We start from the raw sequence: 23381 nt of genomic DNA, 5'->3' as shown, positions 1-23381 counted from the left end.
ACGTCGGAATGCTCCGAAATGGCGCCTGATCGTCGGACTCCCGGACTATTCCTGTCCCCCGAAATGATGACTTGGTGTCTCTGCCGTCCGCCGGTAACTTGGCAGTCGAAGGTGCATCTCATCGAGATTCACCGCCATAGATCGGCGTCAAGGGTAAGCATGCCGATCATGTGGGGGCGAGTCAGGGCGATATTCGGGTTGTCGCCCTGACTCGATTATTGGACGGGGCCGGATCTCTCACGGAGACCGGCCCCGTTTCCATGCCCCGTGAGTCCGTTCCCCCGCGAGAAACGGTCCGGGCCATCGGCATTAGAGTTGTCGCGACCCGCCCGCCGCCCTGATCGAGGTACCGTGACCGAAGCCGCCGCCCCGACGGCCTCCGCCCTCTCCCGGCCGCCCCGCCGCGGCGGGTGGCGCTCCCGTCTGGGCACGTCGCTGTACATCGCGGCGAGCCGCATCGACTGGGCCGAACCCGAGATCAAGGGCCTCGCCCAGGTCGTGAAGCCGGGCGATACCGTGATCGACATCGGGGCCGGCCTCGGCATGTACACCGTGCCGTTGTCCTACCTCATCGGGCCGACCGGGAGGATCGACTCCGTCGACCCGCAGCCGCGCAACTTTCACGTCGTGCGGTTTCTGCGAGCGCTCGTCGGCACGGCACGCGGCAAGCTGCGTCGCGTGGCGATGGGTCCGAGCGCCGGCGAGGGCGAGATCGTCGTGCCGATCCACGGCCCGTTCCCGATCTTCGGCCACGGTCACCTGCGACCCGTCGGCACGCCGTCCCCGAACCGGGTGCACCGCATCCGAACCGCGATCGACACGGTGGATGCCTGGGTGGAGCGGGAAGCCCTCGGCCGGGTCGCGTTCATCAAGATCGACGTCGAGGGTTTCGAGCCCTCCGTCGTCGCCGGCGCCCGGCAGGTGATCGACCGGGATCGGCCGAGCCTGCTGATGGAGATCGAGGATCGCCACCTCATCCGCTACGACCGCGACGCGGCCGGATTCCTGCAGGAGATCGCCGACCGCTGGCCCGAGTACCGCATGTACACCTGGGTCGATGACGCGTGGAAGCGCACCGACGAGGTGCGTCCCGAGGTGCGCAACTACCTGTTCTCGACTCAAGCGCCCGCTTAGGCCGACCCGAGGGCCGAGACGGCCCTCGGCGCTGGCACCCGCGCGAAGGCCAGAAATGGCCTTCGCTCTATGCGGGAGTGCGCGGGATCTCCAGCCAGAGCTCGACCTCGTCGTCGTCGAGGGAGTCACCGAGCAGGCTGGCGCTGCCATCGTCGCTCGAACGCAGACCGACGACGGTGACCGCCACATCCGAACCCTCCGGAACGGTGCGGGCGATGACCTTGTCGGCATTGGTGCGGCGAAGCGCATCGGCGAGCGCTCCGAGCACCCGGTCGAGATCCTCGCCCTCGAGGTCGTCGAGGCCGCCCTCGTCGAGCAGGGTGACCGTCGTGCCGCGCCGACGGGCGAGCATGACCTGCTCGCGCACCGCGTCATTCAATAGCTTGCGCCCGCGGATCTCGTCACGGATCGCCCCCTCGAGGTGCAGGCACTCGGCGCGCTGCGCGGCGGTGAGTTCGCCGCCGCTTTGCTGAATCGTGCGCAACATCGGCAGGGCCATGACGGTCGTCTGCCCGAGCCGGAACTGCCGCTCGTTGAGGTGGGCCTCCTGCGCGGCCTGCCACTCCGCGGCCCCCCGCTCGGCGATCGCGAACCGCTGCGAGTCACGCACCGCCTTGGCGAGCGCGTTGGTCAGCAGATGGGCGACGCCGACCCAGGATGCCGAGCCGATGACCCCGAGTGCCGCGAGATACCCCGGCCCCGCCCACAGCACCGTCTGCACCACGAGGAACCCGATCCCGAACCAGGCGAAGCCCGGACGACGGCGCACCGCGGTGATCGTCATGAGGGTGCCGACGGCGGCGACGTACCAGGTGCCGTAGCCGTTGCCGCCCTCGCGGTGCGGGTCGAGCACCGACGCGACGAGCAGGGGCAGCACGACCGAGATCCCGACCGCGAAGGCCGCCAACCAGACCGGCATCCGCGGCCGCTTGTCGGGGAAGAGCACGGCGAACGTCGCGACGGCGTAGATCGCCATCGCGGCGATGACCGGTTCGGCGGCCGAGGCGAACCCGAACCCGAGCGAGTACCCGGCGAGCACGATGATGTACGCCGAGAACAGCGCGGCGACCAGAACGATCAAGGGCCGCGGGACGGAGACTCTCATCGCGCCTCCTCGACATCGAGCGACTCGGATTCGGATGCGGAATCCTCGACCGGAGCATCCCACTCGAGGGTGATGACGGTGCCTTCGCCGGGAGAGGTGTCGATGCGCGCGTGGCCCCCGGCACTCGCGACCCGTTCGAGGATCGAGACCCGCACCCCGAGGCGTTCCGTCGGGATGAGGTGGGGGTCGAAGCCGGCCCCGCGGTCACCGATCTCGATCGTGAACGCCTGATGTCCGTGCGACCGCACGTCGATCCAGCGGTCGACTCCGGCACCGGCATGCTGGAGGCTGTTGACCATCGCCTGCACCGTTGCGGAGTACGCCGCTTCGGCCACGTGTACCGGAATGTCGCACCATTCCTCGGCGAACAACCGCACCTCGAACCGCTCCGACATGCTCTCGGCGGCCGTGACGATCCGCTTCGCGACGGTCTCACCCGACACCGTCGCCTCCGAATCCGGCGCGACGGTGACGGCTTCCCGCAGGTGTCCGATGGCGTTGCCCGCCATCGTCGCGGCGAGGGTCTTCGCCTCGGGGCTGAACGCACGCGCGGCCGACAGCAGGGTGGTGAGCACGCTGTCGTGCACGATCGAGTCGACCTGCACGCGCTCGGCCTCCGTCGCGTGCTGCCGCACGGCGTGCGAGTAGCGTTCGAGCGCGTTCTGTTGTGCCGTGTCGACGCCGCTCGCCGCGGAGCGCAGCACCGCGATCATGATGAGGATGCCGCCCCCGAGGAGCATCGAATAGACCGAGTCCAGAACCGCGGCCACCGGATCGGCACCGCCCCCTGGCGGCGTCACCCGGATCACGCCATAGAGGATCGGGGCACCGATCGTGTAGACGACGGCGATCGGGATCTCCAGCGCGACCGAGGCCATGGTCGTCGCGATCGTGAGCAGAAAGTACAGCCAGTAGCTGTCAATCGGCGCGGCCTCCTCGCTGAGCACCGCGAACGGCCAGCTGACGAGGGCGATGAGGTAGGCGGCCGCGAACGTGACATAGGTGACCCGCACCCCTCGCTTGATGATCGCGGCGATCACGCACGCGACGAGCGACGCGACCAGCAACGCGATGATCGTGATGCTCCAGGCGGGAGCCATGTTGCCCAGTTGACCGAGCTGCAACGGGATCGACTGAAGGAAGAAGGCGACGCCGATGACGGCAGCGAGCCGGGCGATGGCCGCATCGACGCGGAGCAGACTGAGCGGGTTGCGGACCGGGCGCCCGAATGCGGGCTGGCCGGCGGCCTGGTTAGTTGTCGCCACCGTCGGGGTCGAGCCCCGGCAGAATGCCGTCTTCGACTGCGCGGCGGAGCAGGTCGACCTTCGTCGGGGCGGGTCGGCCCACCTCGACATACTTCACGCGGATGCGGTCGAGGTACTCCCGGGCTGTCGAGTAGCCGATGCCGAGTTGTTCGGCGGCGAGCTTGAGCGGCAGACCCGAGGCGTAGAGGTGCAGGATCTCCCGCTCGCGGCGGCCGAGCTGCGCCTTGGCGAAGTCGCGGTCGGCGTCGATCGCGGTCGCCCATTCGAGGTTGTTGAGCACCTCACCCCGCGCGACGGTGGCGGCGGCGGCGATGACGGTCTTGGTGGCCGACGACTTGGGGATGACCCCCGCGGCCCCGGCGGCGAGCGCCTCACGCACGAGGCCGACCCGGTCGGCGATGCTGTGGATGAGCACCGCGGCTCCCGCGGCCTGCACGCGCTTGACGTTCTCGGTGACACTCGAGCCGTCGCCGAGCGAGAGGTCGAGAACGACCACGTCGACCTCGGCGCCGGCGAGCGACGCGATGAGATCATCGACGGTCGGCGCGACGGTCACGACGTCGAAACCCTCGTCGGCGAAGGCGGCCTTCAGCCCCAGTCGCACCGATTCATGGTCGTCGACGATCGCGACCCGCGCGCTCGCGGTTTCCGAACCGGATGCTTGGTCCTGGTCGACCATGTGCGTCACGCTCATCCCGCTCTCCTCCGCAGTCGGACAACGTTCGTCCGGGGCGGTCCTGATCCGTGCCCATCGTACCCTCCCGCGGGGTGGACGAACCGATCTATCCATACCCCGAATTCGGGCGGCATGCCGTATTCATGCTCGACGGAAGGAACCGACCGCCTCGACATGATGCGTGTGCGGGAACAGATCGAGCGCGCGAAGCCCGGTGAGTTCGTACCCGTGCCCCGCGAGCAGGGCGACATCGCGCGCGAAAGCGACCGGATCGCAGGCGACGTAGACGATCTGGGCGGGTCGGAGGGCGGCCAGCGGGTCGACCACGGCGGCCCCCGCCCCTGAGCGCGGCGGGTCGAGCACGACCGTCGCCGCGGCGAGCCGCGCCGCCTCCCCGACCGACGCATCGCGCAGCCTGCGCAGGTAGCTGTCGACCCGCGCGGTGACGACGGCCGCCCCCAGCCAGTCCGCGAGGTTCTCGGCGGCGTGCTCGGTGGCCCGCGCGTCGGATTCGACCGACGTGATGCGCACCCCCGAACCGAACCGGTCGCCGACGGCCGCGGCGAGCAGCCCGACGCCGCCGTAGAGGTCGAGGTTCGCGGCCTTCGGATCGAACAGCTCGACGTCGATCGCGTCCTGCACCGCGGCGCTCAGGGTGGCCGGAGCGGCGGCGTGCACCTGCCAGAAGCCGGTGTCGTCGACGCGGAACTCCCGGGTCCCCACCCGCTCGCGGATCACCGTGGGCTTCTGCGCCCCGATCACGAGCCGTGCCCCGTCCCCCACGCTCGGCGCGAGCACGGTGACGTCGCCGACCCCCGGCATCCGCTCATCGAGGGGGGCGTGCTCGCGCACGGCGGCGACCGCGAGCGGCAGGTCGGCGACCGGGATCACCCGGTGCGAGCGGGCGGCGTACGGGCCGAGGGTGCCGTCGGCCGCGGCGTGCAGCCGTTCGCGGGTGCGCCATCCGGTGCCGTCCGCCTCGCCGGGAAGCGCCTCGACGACCACGTCGCGCTCGATCTTCGCCATGCGGCTGAGCGCGTCGGTGAGCACGTGGGTCTTCAGCGTGCGCTGATGACCCAATTCGATGTGGCCGTAGTCGGCGCCACCCGGGCGGTCGGCGGGATCCCGGTCGACCGAGGCCTCGGGCCAGACGTGAGCACGCCGGTGCGGGCTCGGCTCGAGCACCCGCAGGGTCTCGGCGCGCCAGAAGCTCTTCTTGGCGTCGTCGGTGACGCGGGCGACGACGCGTTCCCCCGGGATCGCGTCGGCGACGAACACGACCCGTCCCTCGTACCGGGCGACCGACTCGCCCCCGTGGGCCATGTTGGTAGCCTCGACCTCGATCTCACGGCCCTGCATTTCGCCCATCCGTGAAGCATAGGAGGCACGCCCTGTGAGTACCGGTGCCGTGCGGCTCTACCTCGCCTCGACGTCGCCGGCGCGACTCGCCACCCTGCGGGCGGTCGGAATCGAGCCCGTCGCGCTGCCGCCCGGCGTCGACGAGGATGCCGCGGTCGCCGCAGCCGGACCGCTCGCGGTGCCCGAGATGGTGATGCTGCTCGCCCGGCTCAAGGCGGAAGCCGTCGCGTCGGCGCATCCCGACCTCGACGGGCTGGTGCTCGGCGGCGATTCTGCGTTCGAGCTCGACGGGGTCGTCTACGGCAAACCTCACCTCCCGGAGGTCGCCCGCGAGCGCTGGCACGCCCAGCGCGGTCGGTTCGGGATGCTGCACTCCGGGCATTGGCTCATCGACACCCGCACCGGCCGTGCCGTCGGAAGCCCCGCGGTGGCGCGCGTGGAGTTCGCCACCGACATCAGCGACGCCGAGATCGACGCCTACATCGCGACCGGAGAGCCGCTCGAAGTGGCGGGAGCGTTCACGATCGACGCACGGGGCGCCGCGTTCATCGAACGCATCGAGGGCGACCCGCACGCCGTGGTCGGGCTCAGCATCCCCCTCTTGCGCACGATGGTGCGGTCGCTCGAGATCGAATGGACGGATCTCTGGACGTGACCCACCGCATCCCGTGCCGCTTTCTGTGGAACCCCCACAAGAGGCGGCGCCCGCAACCCTGACTAGGCTCGGTTCTTATGGTCGCCGCCCCCGCACGTCGTATTACCAAGGTGCTCATCGCGAACCGGGGGGAGATCGCCGTACGCGTCATCCGCGCGGCGCGCGATTCCGGGATCGGGTCGGTCGCCGTGTACGCCGATCAAGACCGGGATGCGCGTCACGTGAAGCTCGCCGATGAGGCGTACGCGCTCGGCGGCACCACCTCGGCAGAGACCTATCTCGTGATCGAGAAGCTGCTCTCCGTCGCCCGCCGCTCCGGCGCCGACGCCGTGCACCCCGGGTACGGCTTCCTCGCCGAGAACGCCGACTTCGCCCGCGCCGTCATCGATGCCGGCCTCATCTGGATCGGCCCGAGCCCTGACTCGATCGAGCGGCTCGGCGACAAGGTCTCGGCCCGCCACGTCGCCGAGAAGGTCGGCGCCCCGCTCGCCCCCGGAACCCTCGAGCCCGTCGCCGATGCCGCCGAGGTGCTGAAGTTCGTCGACGAGGTCGGGCTGCCGGTCGCGATCAAGGCGGCCTTCGGCGGCGGCGGCCGCGGCCTCAAGGTCGCTCGCACCCGCGAAGAGGTGCCCGAGATGTTCGACTCGGCGGTGCGGGAAGCCACGGCGGCGTTCGGGCGCGGCGAGTGCTTCGTCGAGAAGTACCTCGACGAGCCGCGCCACGTCGAGACCCAGTGCCTCGCCGACTCCGCCGGCACCGTCGTCGTCGTCTCGACCCGCGACTGCTCGCTGCAGCGCCGCCACCAGAAGCTGGTCGAGGAGGCTCCGGCGCCGTTCCTGACGCCCGAGCAGACCGAACTGCTGTACACGTCGTCGAAGGCGATCCTCAAGGAGGTCGGCTACCTCGGGGCGGGCACCTGCGAGTTCCTCATCGGCAAGGACGGCACCGTCTCCTTCCTCGAGGTGAACACCCGTCTTCAGGTCGAACACCCCGTGTCGGAGGAGGTCACCGGCATCGACCTCGTGCGGGAGCAGTTCCGCATCGCCGAGGGCGGGCTGCTCGACCCCGTGGATCCCGTCACCCACGGCCACTCGATCGAGTTCCGCATCAACGGCGAAGACCCGGGCCGCAACTTCATGCCGACGCCCGGACCGGTGCACGTGCTGCGCTTCCCCGGCGGTCCCGGCGTGCGCGTCGACTCCGGGGTCACCACAGGGGACGTCATCTCCGGCTCGTTCGACTCGCTGCTCGCGAAGCTCATCGTCACCGGCCACACCCGCGCCGACGCCCTCGAGCGGGCCCGTCGCGCCCTCGACGAGTTCGAGGTCGCCGGGCTGCCGACCGTGCTGCCGTTTCACCGCAAGATCGTGCGCGACCCGGCGTTCATCGCCGCCGACGGCCACTTCGGGGTCTACACCCGCTGGATCGAGACCGAGTTCGTGAACGACATCGAGCCGTGGGGCGGGATGCTGACCGACTCCGGTGCTCCCGAGAAGCGCCACGATGTCGTCGTCGAGGTCGAGGGCAAGCGCATCTCGGTGTCGCTGCCGACCAAGCTGCTGCCGTCATCCGGTTCGGTCTCGGCCGCCCCGGCGCCGCGACGTCGCGCGGGCGGCGGGAGCGTCGCGACCGCGACCGGAACGACGATCGCCTCGCCGATGCAGGCGACGATCGTGAAGGTCGCCGTCGCCAACGGCGACAAGGTCGTCAAGGGCGACCTCGTGCTCGTGCTCGAGGCGATGAAGATGGAGCAGCCGATCTCGGCCCACCGCGACGGCACGATCTCCGCCCTCGACGCCAAGGTCGGCGCGACCGTCTCCGCCGGCCACCGGCTGCTCGCGATCGAAGACTGACTCGACAGGGCGGCCCGCGGCGCTGCGAAGGTCCGACAATCCGCGTTTTGCGTCGTAACCCACGAAGCAGAACGCGGACTTCGACGCAGAACGCGGACTACGGAAGTCAGCCGACGATGTGCATCGCGCGGGCGGCGTCGGTGATCGAACCCGAGAGCGACGGGTAGACGCTGAAGGCGCGGGCGAGCTGGTCGACCGTGAGGCGGTGCTCGACGGCGAGGGCGATCGGCAGGATGAGGTCGCTCGCCTTCGGGGCGACGACGACACCCCCGATGACGGTTCCCGAGCCGGTGCGGGCGAACAGCTTCACGAAGCCGTCCTTGATGCCCATCATCTTCGCCCGGGGGTTGCTCGCCAGCGGCAGCTTGTAGATCTCGCCCTGCGCGATGCCCTGCTCGATCTGGTGCTGCGACCAGCCGACGGTGGCGACCTCGGGCTGGGTGAAGATGTTGCTCGTCACGTTGCGCAACTCGGTCGGGGTGACCGCGTCGCCCATCGCGTGGAAGACGGCGGTGCGGCCCTGCATCGAGGCGACGGATGCCAGCGGCAGGAAGTCGCTGCAGTCGCCGGCCGCATACACCGACGGCATCGACGTGCGCGCGACCCGGTTGACCCGGATGTGTCCCGATTCGGTGAGCTGGATGCCGGCCTCGGCGAGCCCGATCCCGCCGGTGTTCGGCACCGAGCCGAGCGCGAGCAGCGCGTGCGAACCGGTGACCTCCCGCCCGTCGACGAGTTTCACGATGACGCCGTCGCCGTTGCGCTCGACGGAGGCCATGCGGCTCTTGTTGAGCACCGTCATGCCGTTGCGCCGGAAGACGTTCTCGATGACGGTGGCGGCGTCGGAGTCTTCCCCGGGCAGCACCTGGTCGCGGCTGGAGACCAGCGTGACCTTCGCGCCCAGGGCGAGGTAGGCGGAGGCGAACTCGGCTCCGGTGACCCCCGAGCCGACGACGATGAGGTGCTCGGGGATCGACTCGAGCGAGTAGAGCTGCGTCCAGGTGAAGATGCGTTCACCATCGGGCTTCGCGGTCGGCAGCACCCGCGGCGAGGCGCCGACCGCGACGATGAGGGTGTCGGCGGTGATCTCGTCGAAGTCGGTGCGGGCTTTGCCTCGTCCGGTCGACGCGATGATCGTGTTCGCGTCCTCGAGCCGGCCGTCGCCCTGCACGATGCGCACCCCGGCGCGCACCAGCTGGGCCTTCATGTCGGCCGACTGCTGCTGGGCGAGGGCGAGCAACCGCTTGTTCACCGCGCCGAGGTTGACCGCGACCTCGGGACGCACCGGCCGGTCCCGGTCGTTGCGGGTGAAGAACTGCACTCCGAGGTCGGCCGCCTCGCCCACCGCGGTCGCCGCCTCCGCCGTCGCGATGAGCGTCTTCGACGGTACGACGTCGGTGAGCACCGCGGATCCGCCGACCCCGGCCCGCTCGACGAGGGTGACGTCGGCGCCGAGCTGCGCGCCGGTGAGAGCGGCTTCGTAGCCTCCGGGCCCACCGCCGAGGACGGCCAGGCGGTGAGTGCGCTCGAACTCATACGACATGCGTTCATTCTCACAGCTATCGCGGGCGGCCCCGGCGCGGGTGCGTTCTAGAGTGAACGGATGGTTCACGCATCCAACCCCCTCGACGATCCCGCGGCCGACCCGTTCGCCATCGCGAAGGAGGCCGCGGCGCAGCTCGCCGCAGCCACCGGTGTCGTGAAACACGACATTGCGCTCACGCTCGGCAGCGGCTGGGCGAAGGCCGCCGATCTGCTCGGCGAGACCGTCGCGACGGTTCCGGCAACCGACATCGTCGGTTTCAGCCAGCCGGCGGTGGTTGGGCATGTCGGCACCATCCGCAGCATCCGCCTCCCCGACGGTCGGCACGCTCTCGTCCTGGGCGCCCGCACGCACTACTACGAGGGCCACGGCGTGCGCCGGGTCGTGCACTCGGTGCGCACGGCGGCCGCGGCAGGGGCATCCGTCATGGTGCTCACCAACGGGGCCGGCGGCATCAAGGAGCACTGGACGCCGGGCACGCCCGTGCTCATCAGCGACCACATCAACCTCACCGCGAACTCGCCGCTCGAGGGCGCGACCTTCATCGACCTCACCGACCTCTACTCCCGCCGGCTGCGGGACATCGCCCGGTCGGTGCAGCCCGACCTCGACGAGGGCGTCTACACGCAGTTCCGCGGCCCGCACTACGAGACCCCCGCCGAGGTGCAGATGGCGAAGGCGATCGGGGGACACATCGTGGGGATGTCGACGGCGCTCGAAGCAATCGCGGCCCGCGAGGCGGGGATGGAGGTGCTCGGCTTCTCACTCATCACCAACCTCGCGGCCGGAATCTCGCCCGATGCGCTCAGTCACGCCGAAGTGCTGCAGGCCGGTAAGGACGCCGAACCGGTGATCTCCGACCTGCTCGCCCGCGTGGTCGCGGAGCTCTAGGTGAGCCTGCTCGACGACGCCCGGGCCTGGATCGCGCAAGACCCCGACCCGGTCACCCGCACCGAACTCGACGCCCTCGTCGCGCGGGCGGAAGCGGGAGAGGATGCCGCCACCGCCGACCTGGCCGAGCGGTTCTCCGGCCGGCTCGACTTCGGCACCGCCGGCCTCCGGGGCGAGCTGGGCGCCGGCCCGATGCGCATGAACCGGGTACTCGTCGCGCAGGCCGCCGCCGGACTCGCGGCGTACCTGCTCGAACGCGAGCCGAACCCGTCGGTCGTCGTCGGCTACGACGGGCGCCACAACTCCGCCGTGTTCGCCCGCGACAGCGCCGCGATCCTCGCCGGTGCGGGAGTGCAGGCGACGATCCTGCCCCGCCCCCTGCCGACCCCCGTGCTCGCCTTCGCCGTGCGGGAGCTGCGGGCATCCGCCGGGGTCATGGTCACCGCGAGTCACAACCCCGCCCGCGACAATGGCTACAAGGTGTACCTCGGCGGCGCCGACGGCGGCTCGCAGATCGTGTCGCCGGCCGACGGCGAGATCGCCGCCGAGATCGAGCGGGCCGCGACCGTGGCCTTCGCCGACCACCCGACCTCGACGGATGTGCACACCGCCGACGAGTCGCTCGTCGACGCCTACATCAGCCGAACGGCCGAGATCGCGAGCGAGCCCGCACCGCTGCGCTACGTCTACACGGCGATGCACGGCGTCGGGCGCGAGGTCGCCGAGAAGGTGTTCGCGCAGGCCGGCTTCGCCGCCCCCGTCGTCGTGGCGGCGCAGGCCGACCCCGACCCTGACTTCCCGACGGTCGCGTTCCCGAACCCCGAGGAGCCGGGCGCCATGGACCTGGCGTTCGCCGCCGCCCGCGAGTCGGGCGCCGACCTGGTGATCGCGAACGACCCCGACGCCGACCGCGTCGCCGTCGGCGTTCCCGACGCGGATGCGGCAGGCGGCTGGCGACGGCTCACCGGCAACGAGGTGGGCTGGCTGCTCGGCTGGAAGGCCGCTCGGGCTTCCCGCACGGGCACCCTGGCCTGCTCGATCGTGAGTTCCCCCGCCTTGCGCGAGGTCGCGCGGGTGCAGGGCCTCGACTTCGTCGAGACCCTCACCGGCTTCAAATGGATCTCCCGGGCGCCGGGGCTGATCTACGGCTACGAGGAGGCCCTCGGCTACCTCGTCGACCCCGATAAGGTGCGCGACAAGGACGGCATCTCGGCCGCCGTCGCGGTGCTCTCGCTGTTCTCCGAACTGCGGGCGGCGGGCGAGACCCTGGAGTCGCACCTCGACCACTTCGCCCTCGAGTTCGGGGCGTTCGCGTCGGCTCAGATCTCGATCCGGGTCGCCGACCTCGACGAGATCCCGCGCACGATGGCCCGGCTGCGTGCCGCACCGCCCACCGAGGTGGGCGGCATCCTCGTCGAGGGCGTCGACGACTACCTGCTCGGGGTCGACGGCTTCCCCGCCAACGACATCCTGCGGCTGCGTCTCGCGGGGGGCGGACGGGTGATCGTGCGCCCGAGCGGCACCGAGCCGAAGCTCAAGTGCTACCTGGATGCCTCGTCGGCGCACGGGTCGGCATCCGAGCGCCGGGCCGCCGCCGCCGCGACCGTCGCAACCCTCGAAGCCGGGATGCGGGCCCTGCTCGAGTGACTACGCCCGGCCGAAGCCCGCGATGATGCGCTCGATGAGCTCTTCGCGGTCTTCGAGCGGCAGGAACGCCGCCTCGGCCGCGTTGACCATGAACTGCTCGACGTCGTCGGCGTCGTAGCCGAAGGCATCCACGAGCAGCGCGACCTCCCGCGTGAGCGAGGTGCCGCTCATCAGGCGGTTGTCGGTGTTGACGGTGACCCGGAATCCGAGCTGGTAGAGCACGTCGAACGGATGCCCGGTCATGCCCGGCCCCCACGCGGTGAACGCGGCGGTCTGCAGATTGGATGAGGGGCTCGTCTCGAGCGGGATGCCGCGGTCCTTGATCCACTGGGCGAGCCGGCCGAGCGTGACGTAGCTCGCGTCGTCGTCACCCTCCTCGAGTTCGATGTCGTCGGCAATGCAGACGCCGTGGCCGATGCGCAAGGCGTGCCCGTCGACGAGGGCGCTGCGGATGCTCTCCAGCCCGTCGGCCTCGCCGGCGTGCACCGTCACGGGGAAGCACTCGCGCGCGAGCAGGTCGAAGGCGTCGGCGAACCGCGACGGCGGGAAGCCCTTCTCGGGTCCGGCGATGTCGAAGCCGTGGGCACCGGCATCCCGGTGGCGCAAGGCGAGTTGGGCGATCTCCATGCCGCGATCGTTCTGCCGCATCGCCGAGATGAGCTGCCCGGCCCGGATCCAGCCGCCGTCGGCCTCGATCGCCTCGACGGCCTCATCGATCCCGGCCTGCACCGCCTCGACGGCCTGGTCGAGGGTGAGCCCCTGCCGCTGATGCTGCTCGGGCGCCCAGCGCAGTTCGCCGTAGATGACGCCATCCTTCGCGAGGTCCTCGACGAACTCCTGCGCTATGCGGGTGAGGTTCTCGGCGGTCTGCATCACGGCGATCGTGATGTCGAAGGTCTTCAGGTAGTCGACCAGTTCGCCCGACGAGCACGACTCGACGAACCAGGAGGCGAGGGCATCTGCGGTGTCGGCCGGCAGCTCGACCCCCGCGGCCGGCGCGAGGTCGATGATCGTCTGCGCCCGCAGCCCCCCGTCGAGATGGTCGTGCAGCGAGATCTTGGGCAGCTCGCCCAACGGAACCCGGGTGCCCGGAAGGATGCGCTCAGCGTCAGTCGTCACCCGTTCAGCCTAGGACCGCAGACTGAGGGGTCGAAAAGGGTCGCGAAACGCTGCGCGTCGCGACCCTTTTCGACCCCTCAAACCCCTCCACAACCCACGTCGCTCGCAGTGTGCTCGCAATCATCGTCGGTTCGGCGTGGGGCGCGGCACCTGTCGGCGACAGTTCGCGGATGACGAGACCGCATTCCGTCCCAGAAGACTTGGGGGCCCACTTCAGCATCCGGGCCGCCCGCGAGCAGGGGGTGGGCCGCTCACGAACCCGCCATCCCGATCTCGCGCGCCCCTTCCATGGCACCCGCTCCCTGAGTCGCCCCCTGACAACCGATGAACGAGTGGCGGCGTACGCACCACGCCTCCGGGACCACGGCTTCTTCTCCCACAGCACAGCCGCCGCACTCTGGGGTCTTCCCCTGCCGCCCTACATCGATCCACGTCTCCACGTCAGCTACCCGCACGGCCGCCGTGCCGTTCGGACGACGGGCGTTGTGGGACACCACCTGGTCATGCGGGATGAAGAGCTGACGCTGCTCGATGGGATTCCGGTCACGACGCCCGAGCGCACGTGGTGCGACCTTGCGGGTCTGGTCGGCTTCGAAGACCTGATCGCCGCCGGAGACCGCGTCGTCTGGCATCGTGATCGCTTGGCCCCGCTCGATGCGCTGGCCGAGCTCGCGCGACGTCACCCCGGCCGACGCGGCCGGGCCGTCCGACTCGCCGCGCTGAACTGGATCTGCGACCGAAGTGACTCCCCTCCGGAGTCGGTGCTTCGCGTCCGCTTCACTCGCGCCGGCCTTCCCCATCCTGTCGTCAACGTCGACGTCTTCGATGAGCACGGAACCTTCGTCGGTCGACCGGACCTCGCCTTTCCGGACTACCGAGAGCTGGTGGATTACGAGGGCGACGGACATCGCACCAGTCGGAGTCAGTGGCTCAGCGATCTGGCGCGTGTTCCGCGATTCGAGGCCATCGGCTGGCACACGACTCGGGCGGCAGGCCCCGACCTCGCCGATGGCTCGCGTCGCCTGATTCTCCTCGTAGCCACGAATCTTCGAGACAAGGGCTGGCGCGGCGAACTCACGATCTGAGGCGTCGAAAAGGGTCGCCGCGTGCCCCATCACCCGACCCTTTTCGACCCCTCACGCTGGGAAGGGCTACTCCACGCGACCGGCGATGAGGGGGCCGCCGTCGTCGACGGGGGTGCCGGGGTCGCCGATCGCCCAGGCGCCGTCGAGGGCTTCGAGGGCGCGGGCGAAGCGCTCGGGCTCGTCGGCGGAGAGGGTGAACAGCGGCTGACCGGCGCGCACGGTGTCACCGGGCTTCGCGTGCAGGTCGATGCCGGCGGCGTGCTGCACCGGGTCCTCCTTGCGAGCGCGCCCGGCCCCGAGGCGCCAGGCGGCGATGCCGAACGGCAGCGCTTCCTGCTTGACGAGGATGCCGTCCCGGTCGGCCGTGACGACCTGGGTCTCGCGGGCGGTCGGCAGCGCGGCATCCGGGTCGCCCCCCTGCGCGGAGATCATCGCGCGCCAGGAGTCCATCGCGCGGCCGTCGGCGAGTGCCGACTCGACGTCGGCGTCGGGCAGCCCGGCGAGGGCGAGCATCTCGCGGGCGAGGGCGACGGTGAGCTCGACGACATCCGCCGGCCCGCCCCCGGCGAGCACCTCGACGGATTCGCGCACCTCGTTGGCGTTGCCGATCGCGAGCCCGAGCGGCACGTGCATGTTGGTCAGCAGCGCGACCGTGCGCGTGCCCGCGTCGTTGCCGAGCCGCACCATCACCTCCGCCAGCTCCCGGGAGCGAACCGGGTCCTGCATGAACGCGCCCGAGCCGTGCTTGACGTCGAGCACGAGCGACGCCGTGCCTTCGGCGATCTTCTTCGACATGATGCTCGACGCGATGAGCGGGATCGCCTCGACCGTTCCGGTGATGTCGCGCAGGGCGTAGAGCTTCCCGTCGGCCGGCGCGAGCCCGGCTCCGGCCGCGCAGACGACCGCCCCGACTTCCTCGAGCTGGCGCATGAACTCGTCGTTGCTGAGCTTGGCGCGCCACCCCGGGATGCTCTCCAGCTTGTCGAGCGTGCCGCCGGTGTGCCCGAGCCCGCGGCCCGACAACTGCGGCACGGCGACGCCGAAGGATGCCACGAGCGGCGCGAGCGGGAGGGTGATCTTGTCGCCGACCCCGCCGGTCGAGTGCTTGTCGGTCGTCGCCTTCGACAGACCCGAGAAGTCGAGGGTCTCGCCGGTCGCGATCATCGCGAGCGTCAGGTCCTTGATCTCCTGCGGCTGCATCCCGTTGAGGAAGATCGCCATCGTCATCGCCGACATCTGCTCGTCGGCGACATACCCGCGCGTGTAGGCGTCGACCAACCAGGAGATCTGGGGGGTGGAGAGCGTCCCACCGTCGCGCTTGGTCTTGATCAGATCGACGGCGTCGAAGGGCTCGATGCTAGCCACGCCGCCGCCGCTCCTGCGGCGTCGAACCGCTCCGCGGCACGAGCGCGGTCGCGCCGCTCCGTCGGCTAGCCACGCGAATACTCCTCGAGCTGGCGCGGGCCGAACGCGTCGGGCAGCACCTCGTCGATCGTCTTGATCCCCGACACCGTCTCGAGCAGCATCCCGGGCGCGGAGAACTCGTAGAGCAGCTGACGGCACCGGCCGCACGGCATCAGCACGTTGCCGTGCCCGTCGACGCACGAGAACGCGACCAGCTTGCCGCCGCCCGTCGCCGCGAGGTTCGAGACGAGCCCGCATTCGGCGCACAGCCCGACGCCGTACGAGGCGTTCTCGACGTTGGCGCCCTGCACGATGCGACCGTCGTCGACGAGCGCCGCCGCCCCCACCGGGAAGTTCGAGTACGGCGAATACGACCAGCCGAGTGCTTCGTTGGCCTTCGCCCGCAGCACATCCCAATCGACGGACACGGTCACTCCTTGACGTAGGGCCGGCCGACCGCCTTCGGGGCGACGGCGCGACCGACGAGCACCGCGACGGCGATGAGCGTCACGAGATACGGCGTCATCGCGATCAGGTCCGGCGGGATCGTCGATCCGGCCTGGCCCGCCCAGATGCGGAAGTTACGCGAGAACCCGAACAGCAGCGCCGCCGAGGCCGCGAGGAACGGGTTCCAGCGACCGAGGATGACGCAGGCGAGCGCGATGAAGCCCTGGCCGGCGCTCATCTCGCGCACGAACGGACCGATCGATCCGAGGGTCAGCGCGGCGCCGCCGAGGCCGGCGATGAGCCCGGCGACGGTGACCGTCCAGAAGCGCCAGCGGTTGACGTTGATGCCGACGGTGTCGGCCGCGAGCGGGTGCTCGCCGAGAGCCCGGATGCGCAGGCCCCACCGGGTCTTGAACAGGAAGAACCAGACCGCCGGCACGAGGATGAACATCGCGTAGGTGGTCGGGCGCTGGTCGAACAGCACGGGCCCGATCACCGGGATGTCGGAGAGCAGCGGGATCGGCAGGAACGGCAGGGTGCCGGGGAAGTTCAGCTCCTCGCTGTTGCCGGAGAGCGCGGCCGAGTAGAAGAAGTTCGTCAGGCCGATCATGAGCGCGACGAGCACGACGCCGACGATCACCTGGTCGACGAGGTACTTGATCGAGAACCCGGCGAGCACCATCGACAGCAGGGCGCCGGTCACCATGCCGGCGACCAGTCCGAGGATGAGGCTGTCGGTGACGCTCGCGACGACGGCCGACGTGAATGCGCCGCCGAGCAGCTGCCCCTCGATCGCGATGTTCGTGACGCCGACGCGCTCCCCCAGCACACCGGCGAGCGAGCCGAAGATCACCGCGGTCGAGAGTCCGATCGTGCCGGTCAGCAGGAAGACGACCGGGATGTTGCCGCTCTGACTTCCCGCCGCGACCGAGGCGACGAGGGCGATCAGGAACGTGAACGCGACGACGAACGTGAGGATCAGCGGCGCCTTGCGACGCATCCCGACGAACACGAACGCCGCGACGGCGCACAGCTCGGCGATGACGGCGAGCACGAGGCAGATCAACTGGGCGTCGACGACGGTGGCGGGGATGACGGCGGGCTGACCGGTGTCGTTCCAGGAGAAGAACACCTCGACGGATCCCGTGGTGAGAGCGAAGGCGAGCGTGATCTGGGCGACGACCGCCATGACGATCGCGCCCTTCCAGTTGCGGGGCGCGACGACGACCGGTCCGACGACCGGCGCCTCGGGGGCGAGGGTCTGGGTCATAGCGGGGACTCCTTCTTCGCCGTCGCGGTGCTGTCGCCCGCACCATCGCCCTGGGCCGTGTCGACCTGCGCCACCGGAGCCTGTGTCGCCGGTGCCTCCGCAGCCGTCGCCCTGAGCGACCGCTTGGGCGCCGACGTGCGGACCACGACGCGCGGCTCCGGCAGGAACCGGAAGATCGACCGCACGAGCGGCGGTGCCGCGACGAACAGCACGATGAGACCCTGCATGACGACGAGCACCTCGGGGGCGACATCCTGCACCTGCATCGACGGGCCCGCGGCCTTCATCGCGCCGAACAGCAGTCCGGCGAACAGCACCCCGAACGCGCGCGAGCCGCCGAGCAGGGCGACGGTGATCGCGTCGAAGCCGATGCCGGCGTCGATGCTCGGGCCGAAGGTGCCGGTGCGGCCGAGCGCCTGGTTGATTCCCGCGAGGCCGACGAACAGACCCGACAGCACCATCGCGACGATGAAGACGGCCTTGACGTTCACCCCGGCAGTGCGCGCGGCATCCGGATTCAGGCCCACCATGCGGAGGCGGAAGCCGAGCTTGCTGCGTTCCATCAACCACCAGAAGACGAACACCGCGGCGATGCAGAGGAGGAAGCCGAGGTGGAGCGAGAAGTCCTGCCCGAGGATCGTGGGCAGCTGCGCGGTGGGCTGCGGGGCACGGGCCGTCGGGTTGTTGCCGGAGTCCATGTCGTGCAGCACCGGCGTGCGCATCAGGTAGGTGATGAGGCTCACCGCGATGTAGTTGAGCATGATCGTGACGATCACCTCGTGAGCGCCGGTGAAGGCCTTGAGAAGTCCGACGATTCCCGCCCACAGCCCCGCGCCGATGAACCCGAACGCCATCGCGACGAGCAGGTGCAGGCCCCACGGCAGCGAGAGGTTGGCAGCCGCGAAGCCCGCGAACGCGGCCCCCATCAGCATCTGCCCCTGACCGCCGATGTTGAACATGCCGACCCGGAAGCTCAGCGCGATGCCGAGCCCCGCGGCGATGAGCGGTCCGGCGAAGCGCAGCGACTCGGTGAGCGGCCGGATCGCGGCTTCGAAGGAATCGGCGCGGTAGTTGAACACCGCGCCGCGGAACAGCGCGGCGTACGCCTCGCCGATCGCCTTCCCCGCCGCACCGAAGAAGTCGGTCGGTCGCGCGCCGAAGTAGCCGAGGGTGTCGAGCACGTCTTCGTTGGTGAAGACGATCAGGAGCGAGCCGACCACGAGCGACAGGAAGACCGCGAGGAGGATGCGCAACGGTCCGCCGCTCGCGATGTCGGAGAGCACCTCGCGCGCCGTCGGCCGCTTCCGCGCCGCGGGATCGACCTCGGCGTCGACGGGCAGCGGCTCGAGCACGGGGGCGCTCACGCCGCGACTCCCGCCATCAGCTGGCCGAGCTTCTCGCGCGGGGTCCCGGCCGGGACGATGTCGATGATCCGGCCGCGGTACATCACGGCGATCCGGTCGGCGAGGGCGAGCACCTCGTCGAGTTCGGTGGAGATGATGAGCACGGGCACCCCGCTGTCGCGCACGGCGACGATGCGCTCGTGGATGAACTCGATGGAGCCGACGTCGACGCCGCGCGTCGGCTGGGAGGCGATGAGCAGCTTGAGGTCGCGCGACAGCTCGCGGGCGAGCACGACCTTCTGCTGGTTGCCGCCGGACAGGCGGCCGACGAGGGTCTCGCCGTCCGGGGTACGGATGTCGAACTCGTCGATCGCGTCGGCCGCGAACTGGTCGCGGTACGCGAAGTCGATGTTGAGCCCCTTGGTGAACGGACCAGAGACGCTGCGGTCGAGCATGAGATTCTCGGACACGGTGAACTCGGCGACGAGACCGTCCTTCTTGCGATCCTCCGGCACATAGCCGACGCCGGCGTCGAGGGTGTGCCGAACCGCCGCGTGGGACAGCTCCATCCCGCTGAGCTTGATCGAGCCGTGCACCTTCTCGCGGAGGCCCATGATCGCCTCGGTGAGCTCGGTCTGCCCGTTGCCTTGGACCCCGGCGACCACGAGGATCTCGCCGGCGCGGATCTCGAACGAGATCTCGTCGAGCAACTTGCGACCGAGGTGGTCGAAGAGGTTGACGTCCTTCACGACGAGAGCGGGGTCGCCGAGCCGGGCGGCAGCCTTCTCGACGGTGAGCTCGACCTCGCGGCCGACCATCATCGTCGCGAGTTCCTCGGTCGAGGCGCTCGGGTCGGCGGCGCCGACGACCTTGCCCAGCCGGATGACGGTGATGGTGTCGGCCACGGCCTTCACCTCGCGCAGCTTGTGGGTGATGAACACGATCGAGGTGCCGGCATCCGACAGCTGCCTCATCGTCTCCATGAGCTCGTCGGTCTCCTGCGGGGTGAGCACGGCGGTCGGCTCGTCGAGCACGAGAACCTTCGCCTCGCGGGAGAGCGCCTTCACGATCTCGACGCGCTGCTGGGCACCGACGGGCAAGTCTTCGACCTTCGCGTCGGGGTCGATGTCGAAGCCGAACTTCGCCGAGATCTCCCGCACGCGTGCCCGGGCGGCGTCGAGGTCGATGATGCCGAACCGGGAGGGCTCGTGGCCGAGCATGACGTTCTCGGCGACGGTGAAGACGGGGATGAGCATGAAGTGCTGATGCACCATGCCGATGCCGGCGGTCATCGCCTGGCCGGGGCCGCTGAACTGCACCGGTTGGTCGTCGAGCAGGATCTCGCCCTCGTCGGCGTGATAAAGGCCGAAGAGCACGTTCATCAGCGTCGACTTGCCGGCGCCGTTCTCACCGAGCAGGGCGTGGATCTCTCCCGGCTCGACCGTGATGCTGATGCCGTCGTTGGCGACGAGACTCCCGAAGCGCTTCGTGATGCCGCGGAGTTCGAGTTTCATCGGGTCCATCCTGCACGAGGGGGCGGGCCGACGCGAGGCCGGCGGAGAAAGCGATGTGCCGGGGCGGCCGAAGCCACCCCGGCACATCAGTCGATCAGCGCGGACGCCGATCAGGAACTACGGGATCAGGCGAGCGGGTCGATCGATCCGTCGATGATGCCGGCCTTGAGCTCGTCGAGCTTCGCGAGAAGCTCGTCCGAGATCTTGTCACTCTGCGACAGCGCGGTGCCGTCGTTCTCGAGGGTTCCGACGTAGGCGTCGACGTTGAACTCGCCGCCCGACGACAGGTCGGAGATGATGTCGAACACGGCCTGCGTCATGCGCTTCTCGACCGAGGTGAGGACGAGGTCCGCGTACTCGGGCGAGGTGACGGCGATGTTCTTGTCGACGCCGAGGAAGACCGCGGTGGTCGAACCCGACTCGGTGATCGCCTCGGCGGTCGAGGCGAACAGGCCACCCGCGACCGGGAAGATGACGTCAGCGCCCTCGGCGAGGAAGCCCGCCGAGATCGACTTCGCGCCCTCGGTATCGCCGAACGACAGGGCCGGGTCGGTGAAGGTGCCGGTGCCGGCGATCGGGTCGCGGCCGAGCACGGTCACGGCGGTGCCGGTCTCCGTCTCGTACGCCTTCGCGCCGTAGTAGAAGCCGTCCATGAACGCCGTCACGGCCGGGATGTCGAGTCCGCCGTAGGTGCCGATGACCTTGCTGGTCGAGTACGCCGCGGCGAGGTAGCCCGCGAGGTACGACGACTGCTCCATCGCGTAGGTGATGGGCTTGAGGTTGGTCTGGCCCTGGTTCCAGCCGTCGATCCAGACGAACTGCGAGTCGGGGTTGGCGTCGGCGACCGTGAAGATCGTGTCGTTGATCGAGAAGTTGAAGCCGACCGCGAACGTGACGTCGCATCCGGCGTCGATCATCGTGGTGAGGTTCGGCTCGAAGTCCTCGATGGACTGCGACTCGGCGTCGTTGATCTCGACGCCCAGCTCGTCCTCGGCCTTGAGCAGGCCGTCGTAGGCCGCCTCGTTGAAGCTCTTGTCGTTCCAGCTGCCCTCGTCGGAGACGGCGCAGGCGAGGTAGTCGACGGCCTCGCCGCCGTCGCCCTCTTCGGGAGCAGCGCCACAGCCGGCGAGCACGAGCGCGCTCGCGCCGGCGAGCACGAGGCTCGCGAGGGCGCGCTTACGGGTGATCAGGTTCACTTGGGATCCTCCATGTGCAAAAGCCCCGGCGGGACGCCAGGGTGTGATGGGCTCAGGCTAACCCCCGGGTCACCCCGGCGACCAGTGGCCAAGGTCCTACCGGAGGATTAGTTACCAAAGCGCGACACATGCGAAATGTGGCCGAAATGATCTCCTAGAGTGCGGGATCGAACGGTCGAGGTGGGGTCGTCGCGGTGCCGAACAATCCGATGAGGTACTCGAGGAAGGCGAGCCGGTCGACGGCTTCGACGACCGTCGCGTTCGGCTCCAGCCCGTGGACGCCCCAGGACATCGCCGAGTAGCCCCGGGTCAGCTCGGAGTCCGCCTCCACGTCGACCGCGTAACGCGAGCTGGCGGAGATCAGCTCCGGGTGCAGCAGCACGGCGGCGGTCAGCGAGTCGGGATGCGTCGAGCCCATGATGCCGACCGACTCGTCGAAGGCGAGGGTGGCCTCGCAGACCCGCACCACGAAGCGCGCGAGCGGGGTGCCGACCGCGGCGATGCGGGCGATCTCGTCGCGGCTGAAGACGCCGTCGACGAGGGTGAGCGGCGCCCACGGCACCACGACGATGTCGGCGAACCCGGCGGCGAACACGGTCTTGGCGGCATCCGGGTCGACATAGAAGTTGAACTCACCCGCGGCGGTGATGTTGCCGCGGGCGTTGTTCGAGCCGCCCATGATGTAGAGCGACTTGACGTTGGTGACGAAGCCCGGATCTTTGATGATCGCCATCGCGATGTTGGTGAGCGGGCCGATGCAGACGATCGTCAGCTCCCCGGGCGATTCGGCGGCGAGGCGGATGAGCGCATCCACCCCGTGCTCGGGCTGCGGCGCGAGACCCGACTCGTCGATCGCCAGCCCCCCGCCGCCGTCGCCGTGCACGTTCTCGGCCGACACCCACTCGCGCACCAGGGGCCGCCGGCAGCCGAGGTGGACGGGCACGTCGAGCCGGTCGGCGACGTTGAGCGTCATCCAGGCGTTCTTGACCTGCTTGTCGAATCCGACGTTGCCGGCGACCATCGTGATCGCCCGCAGGTCGGCCTCCGGGTCGAGAAGCCCGACGAGGATGGCGACGCAGTCGTCTTGGGCGGTGTCGGTGTCGATGACGAGGGGGAGGGGCACAGTCCAACGGTAGGACAGTGGCCGTGGCCGCGCGCGCCCGGCGGGGATAGCGTCACGGCATGTTCGATCGCTTCGCGACCCTGACGACCCCCCACCTGGCCGATGCCTGCCTGCGCGCGGGCATCCCGGTGCGCTGCGCTCCGACGGGGGTGCGGGCGTTGGCGCCGGGCATGCGGATCGCGGGGCGCGTTCTGCCGGCCGTGCATTCCGGAAGCGTCGACGTCTTCCTCGAAGCGGTGTCGGCGGCGCAACCGGGTGACGTACTGGTGGCCGACAACGGCGGGCGGCTCGACGAGGCGTGCATCGGCGACCTGGCGGTTCTGGATGCGGCCGCGGGTGGGGTGAGCGGGATCGTCATCTGGGGACTGCACCGTGACAGCGCCGACATCGCACAGCTCGGGATGCCGCTGTTCAGTCTCGGCACGCTGCCCACCGGGCCGCAGCGGCTCGACCCGCGCGTTCCGGACGCCCTCACCACGGCCCGGGTCGGCGAGTGGGCGGTCACGAGAGCGGATGCCGTGTTCGGCGACGACGACGGCGTGCTGTTCGTGCCGCTCGAGCGGGTGGAGGAGCTACTCGAGGTGGCGGCAGGCATCGCGGCGACGGAGGGGCGGCAGGCCGACCTCATCCGGGCCGGCACCTCGCTGCGCGACCAGGTGCGCTTCGGCGACTACCTCGCCGCTCGGGCCATCCGGCCAGACCTCACGTTCCGCGACCACCTCCGCGGCGTCGGCGGCGAGATCGAGGTGTGA

20 protein-coding genes are annotated in these 23381 nt (G+C 69.9%); 7 read left to right on the top strand and 13 right to left on the bottom strand.

Annotated elements, in window-relative coordinates; translation table 11 throughout:
* Nucleotides 1-351: 351 nt before the first annotated feature.
* Nucleotides 352-1134 (top strand): FkbM family methyltransferase, encoded by a 783-nt coding sequence (locus tag IE173_RS07685; protein WP_191282863.1) that lies wholly within the window; start codon nt 352-354, stop codon nt 1132-1134.
* Between the two features lie 67 nt (nt 1135-1201).
* On the opposite strand, the gene IE173_RS07680 is transcribed toward IE173_RS07685, so the two are convergent.
* From IE173_RS07680 to IE173_RS07665, 4 genes are all read right to left on the bottom strand, one after another.
* A complete protein-coding gene (locus IE173_RS07680; RefSeq protein ID WP_191282862.1) occupies nt 1202-2239 on the bottom strand; it encodes a hypothetical protein in 1038 nt (345 codons plus the stop codon).
* Entirely contained in the window at nt 2236-3504 is a 1269-nt protein-coding gene (locus IE173_RS07675; protein WP_191282861.1) for a sensor histidine kinase, read from the bottom strand. Before IE173_RS07675 ends, IE173_RS07680 begins: the two co-directional genes overlap by 4 nt.
* On the bottom strand, nt 3491-4183 hold the full coding sequence (locus IE173_RS07670; RefSeq protein ID WP_191283044.1) for a response regulator transcription factor: 693 nt from the start codon (nt 4181-4183) through the stop codon (nt 3491-3493). The genes IE173_RS07675 and IE173_RS07670 overlap by 14 nt, the downstream gene beginning before the upstream one ends.
* 138 nt (nt 4184-4321) lie before the next feature.
* A complete protein-coding gene (locus IE173_RS07665) occupies nt 4322-5548 on the bottom strand; it encodes a class I SAM-dependent RNA methyltransferase (RefSeq protein WP_191282860.1) in 1227 nt (408 codons plus the stop codon).
* Nucleotides 5549-5588: 40 nt separating this feature from the next.
* Here IE173_RS07665 and IE173_RS07660 point away from each other — a divergent pair, with 40 nt between their 5' ends.
* Both IE173_RS07660 and IE173_RS07655 read left to right on the top strand, forming a co-directional pair.
* Complete coding sequence (locus IE173_RS07660; protein WP_191283043.1) at nt 5589-6194, top strand: Maf family protein; 606 nt, start codon at nt 5589-5591, stop codon at nt 6192-6194.
* 77 nt (nt 6195-6271) lie between these two features.
* Nucleotides 6272-8047, top strand: coding sequence for an acetyl/propionyl/methylcrotonyl-CoA carboxylase subunit alpha (locus IE173_RS07655; protein ID WP_191282859.1), 1776 nt, complete (start codon nt 6272-6274; stop codon nt 8045-8047).
* A gap of 106 nt (nt 8048-8153) precedes the next feature.
* Here IE173_RS07655 and IE173_RS07650 read toward each other — a convergent pair whose 3' ends face one another.
* Nucleotides 8154-9590: an NAD(P)H-quinone dehydrogenase gene (locus tag IE173_RS07650; protein WP_191282858.1), complete on the bottom strand. Its 1437-nt coding sequence runs from the start codon at nt 9588-9590 to the stop codon at nt 8154-8156.
* Between the two features lie 60 nt (nt 9591-9650).
* On the opposite strand from IE173_RS07650, the gene IE173_RS07645 reads away from it, so the two are divergent.
* Together IE173_RS07645 and IE173_RS07640 are read left to right on the top strand one after the other, a co-directional pair.
* Nucleotides 9651-10481 (top strand): purine-nucleoside phosphorylase, encoded by an 831-nt coding sequence (locus IE173_RS07645; protein ID WP_191282857.1) that lies wholly within the window; start codon nt 9651-9653, stop codon nt 10479-10481.
* Entirely contained in the window at nt 10482-12128 is a 1647-nt protein-coding gene (locus tag IE173_RS07640) for a phospho-sugar mutase (protein WP_191282856.1), read from the top strand. It abuts the gene before it with no gap.
* Here IE173_RS07640 and IE173_RS07635 read toward each other — a convergent pair whose 3' ends face one another.
* Entirely contained in the window at nt 12129-13247 is a 1119-nt protein-coding gene (locus IE173_RS07635) for an adenosine deaminase (protein ID WP_191282855.1), read from the bottom strand.
* Between the two features lie 110 nt (nt 13248-13357).
* Between IE173_RS07635 and IE173_RS07630 the strand changes: the two genes are divergently transcribed.
* Nucleotides 13358-14332: a hypothetical protein gene (locus IE173_RS07630; protein ID WP_191282854.1), complete on the top strand. Its 975-nt coding sequence runs from the start codon at nt 13358-13360 to the stop codon at nt 14330-14332.
* 66 nt (nt 14333-14398) lie between these two features.
* On the opposite strand, the gene IE173_RS07625 is transcribed toward IE173_RS07630, so the two are convergent.
* The 7 genes from IE173_RS07625 to IE173_RS07595 form a co-directional block, all read right to left on the bottom strand.
* Complete coding sequence (locus tag IE173_RS07625; RefSeq protein ID WP_191282853.1) at nt 14399-15697, bottom strand: thymidine phosphorylase; 1299 nt, start codon at nt 15695-15697, stop codon at nt 14399-14401.
* 65 nt (nt 15698-15762) lie between these two features.
* Nucleotides 15763-16170 (bottom strand): cytidine deaminase, encoded by a 408-nt coding sequence (locus IE173_RS07620; RefSeq protein ID WP_191282852.1) that lies wholly within the window; start codon nt 16168-16170, stop codon nt 15763-15765.
* Nucleotides 16167-17453 carry an ABC transporter permease gene (locus IE173_RS07615; protein WP_191282851.1) on the bottom strand — a complete coding sequence of 429 codons (1287 nt, stop codon included), beginning with the start codon at nt 17451-17453 and terminating at the stop codon, nt 16167-16169. Before IE173_RS07615 ends, IE173_RS07620 begins: the two co-directional genes overlap by 4 nt.
* Complete coding sequence (locus tag IE173_RS07610) at nt 17450-18817, bottom strand: ABC transporter permease (RefSeq protein WP_191282850.1); 1368 nt, start codon at nt 18815-18817, stop codon at nt 17450-17452. The genes IE173_RS07615 and IE173_RS07610 overlap by 4 nt, the downstream gene beginning before the upstream one ends.
* Nucleotides 18814-20310, bottom strand: coding sequence for an ABC transporter ATP-binding protein (locus tag IE173_RS07605; RefSeq protein WP_191282849.1), 1497 nt, complete (start codon nt 20308-20310; stop codon nt 18814-18816). Before IE173_RS07605 ends, IE173_RS07610 begins: the two co-directional genes overlap by 4 nt.
* A 125-nt stretch (nt 20311-20435) precedes the next feature.
* On the bottom strand, nt 20436-21506 hold the full coding sequence (locus IE173_RS07600; RefSeq protein WP_191282848.1) for a BMP family lipoprotein: 1071 nt from the start codon (nt 21504-21506) through the stop codon (nt 20436-20438).
* 154 nt (nt 21507-21660) lie between these two features.
* Nucleotides 21661-22629, bottom strand: a complete 969-nt coding sequence (locus IE173_RS07595) for a nucleoside hydrolase (protein ID WP_191282847.1) — start codon at nt 22627-22629, stop codon at nt 21661-21663.
* A gap of 59 nt (nt 22630-22688) precedes the next feature.
* Here IE173_RS07595 and IE173_RS07590 point away from each other — a divergent pair, with 59 nt between their 5' ends.
* Nucleotides 22689-23381, top strand: coding sequence for an RraA family protein (locus tag IE173_RS07590; protein WP_191282846.1), 693 nt, complete (start codon nt 22689-22691; stop codon nt 23379-23381).

This window comes from Pseudolysinimonas yzui (genome assembly GCF_014653215.1).
In the GTDB taxonomy this organism is placed as follows: domain Bacteria; phylum Actinomycetota; class Actinomycetes; order Actinomycetales; family Microbacteriaceae; genus Pseudolysinimonas_A; species Pseudolysinimonas_A yzui.
Note: the sequence above shows the minus strand (reverse complement) of the source record. Positions and strands in the feature narration are given on the sequence as shown.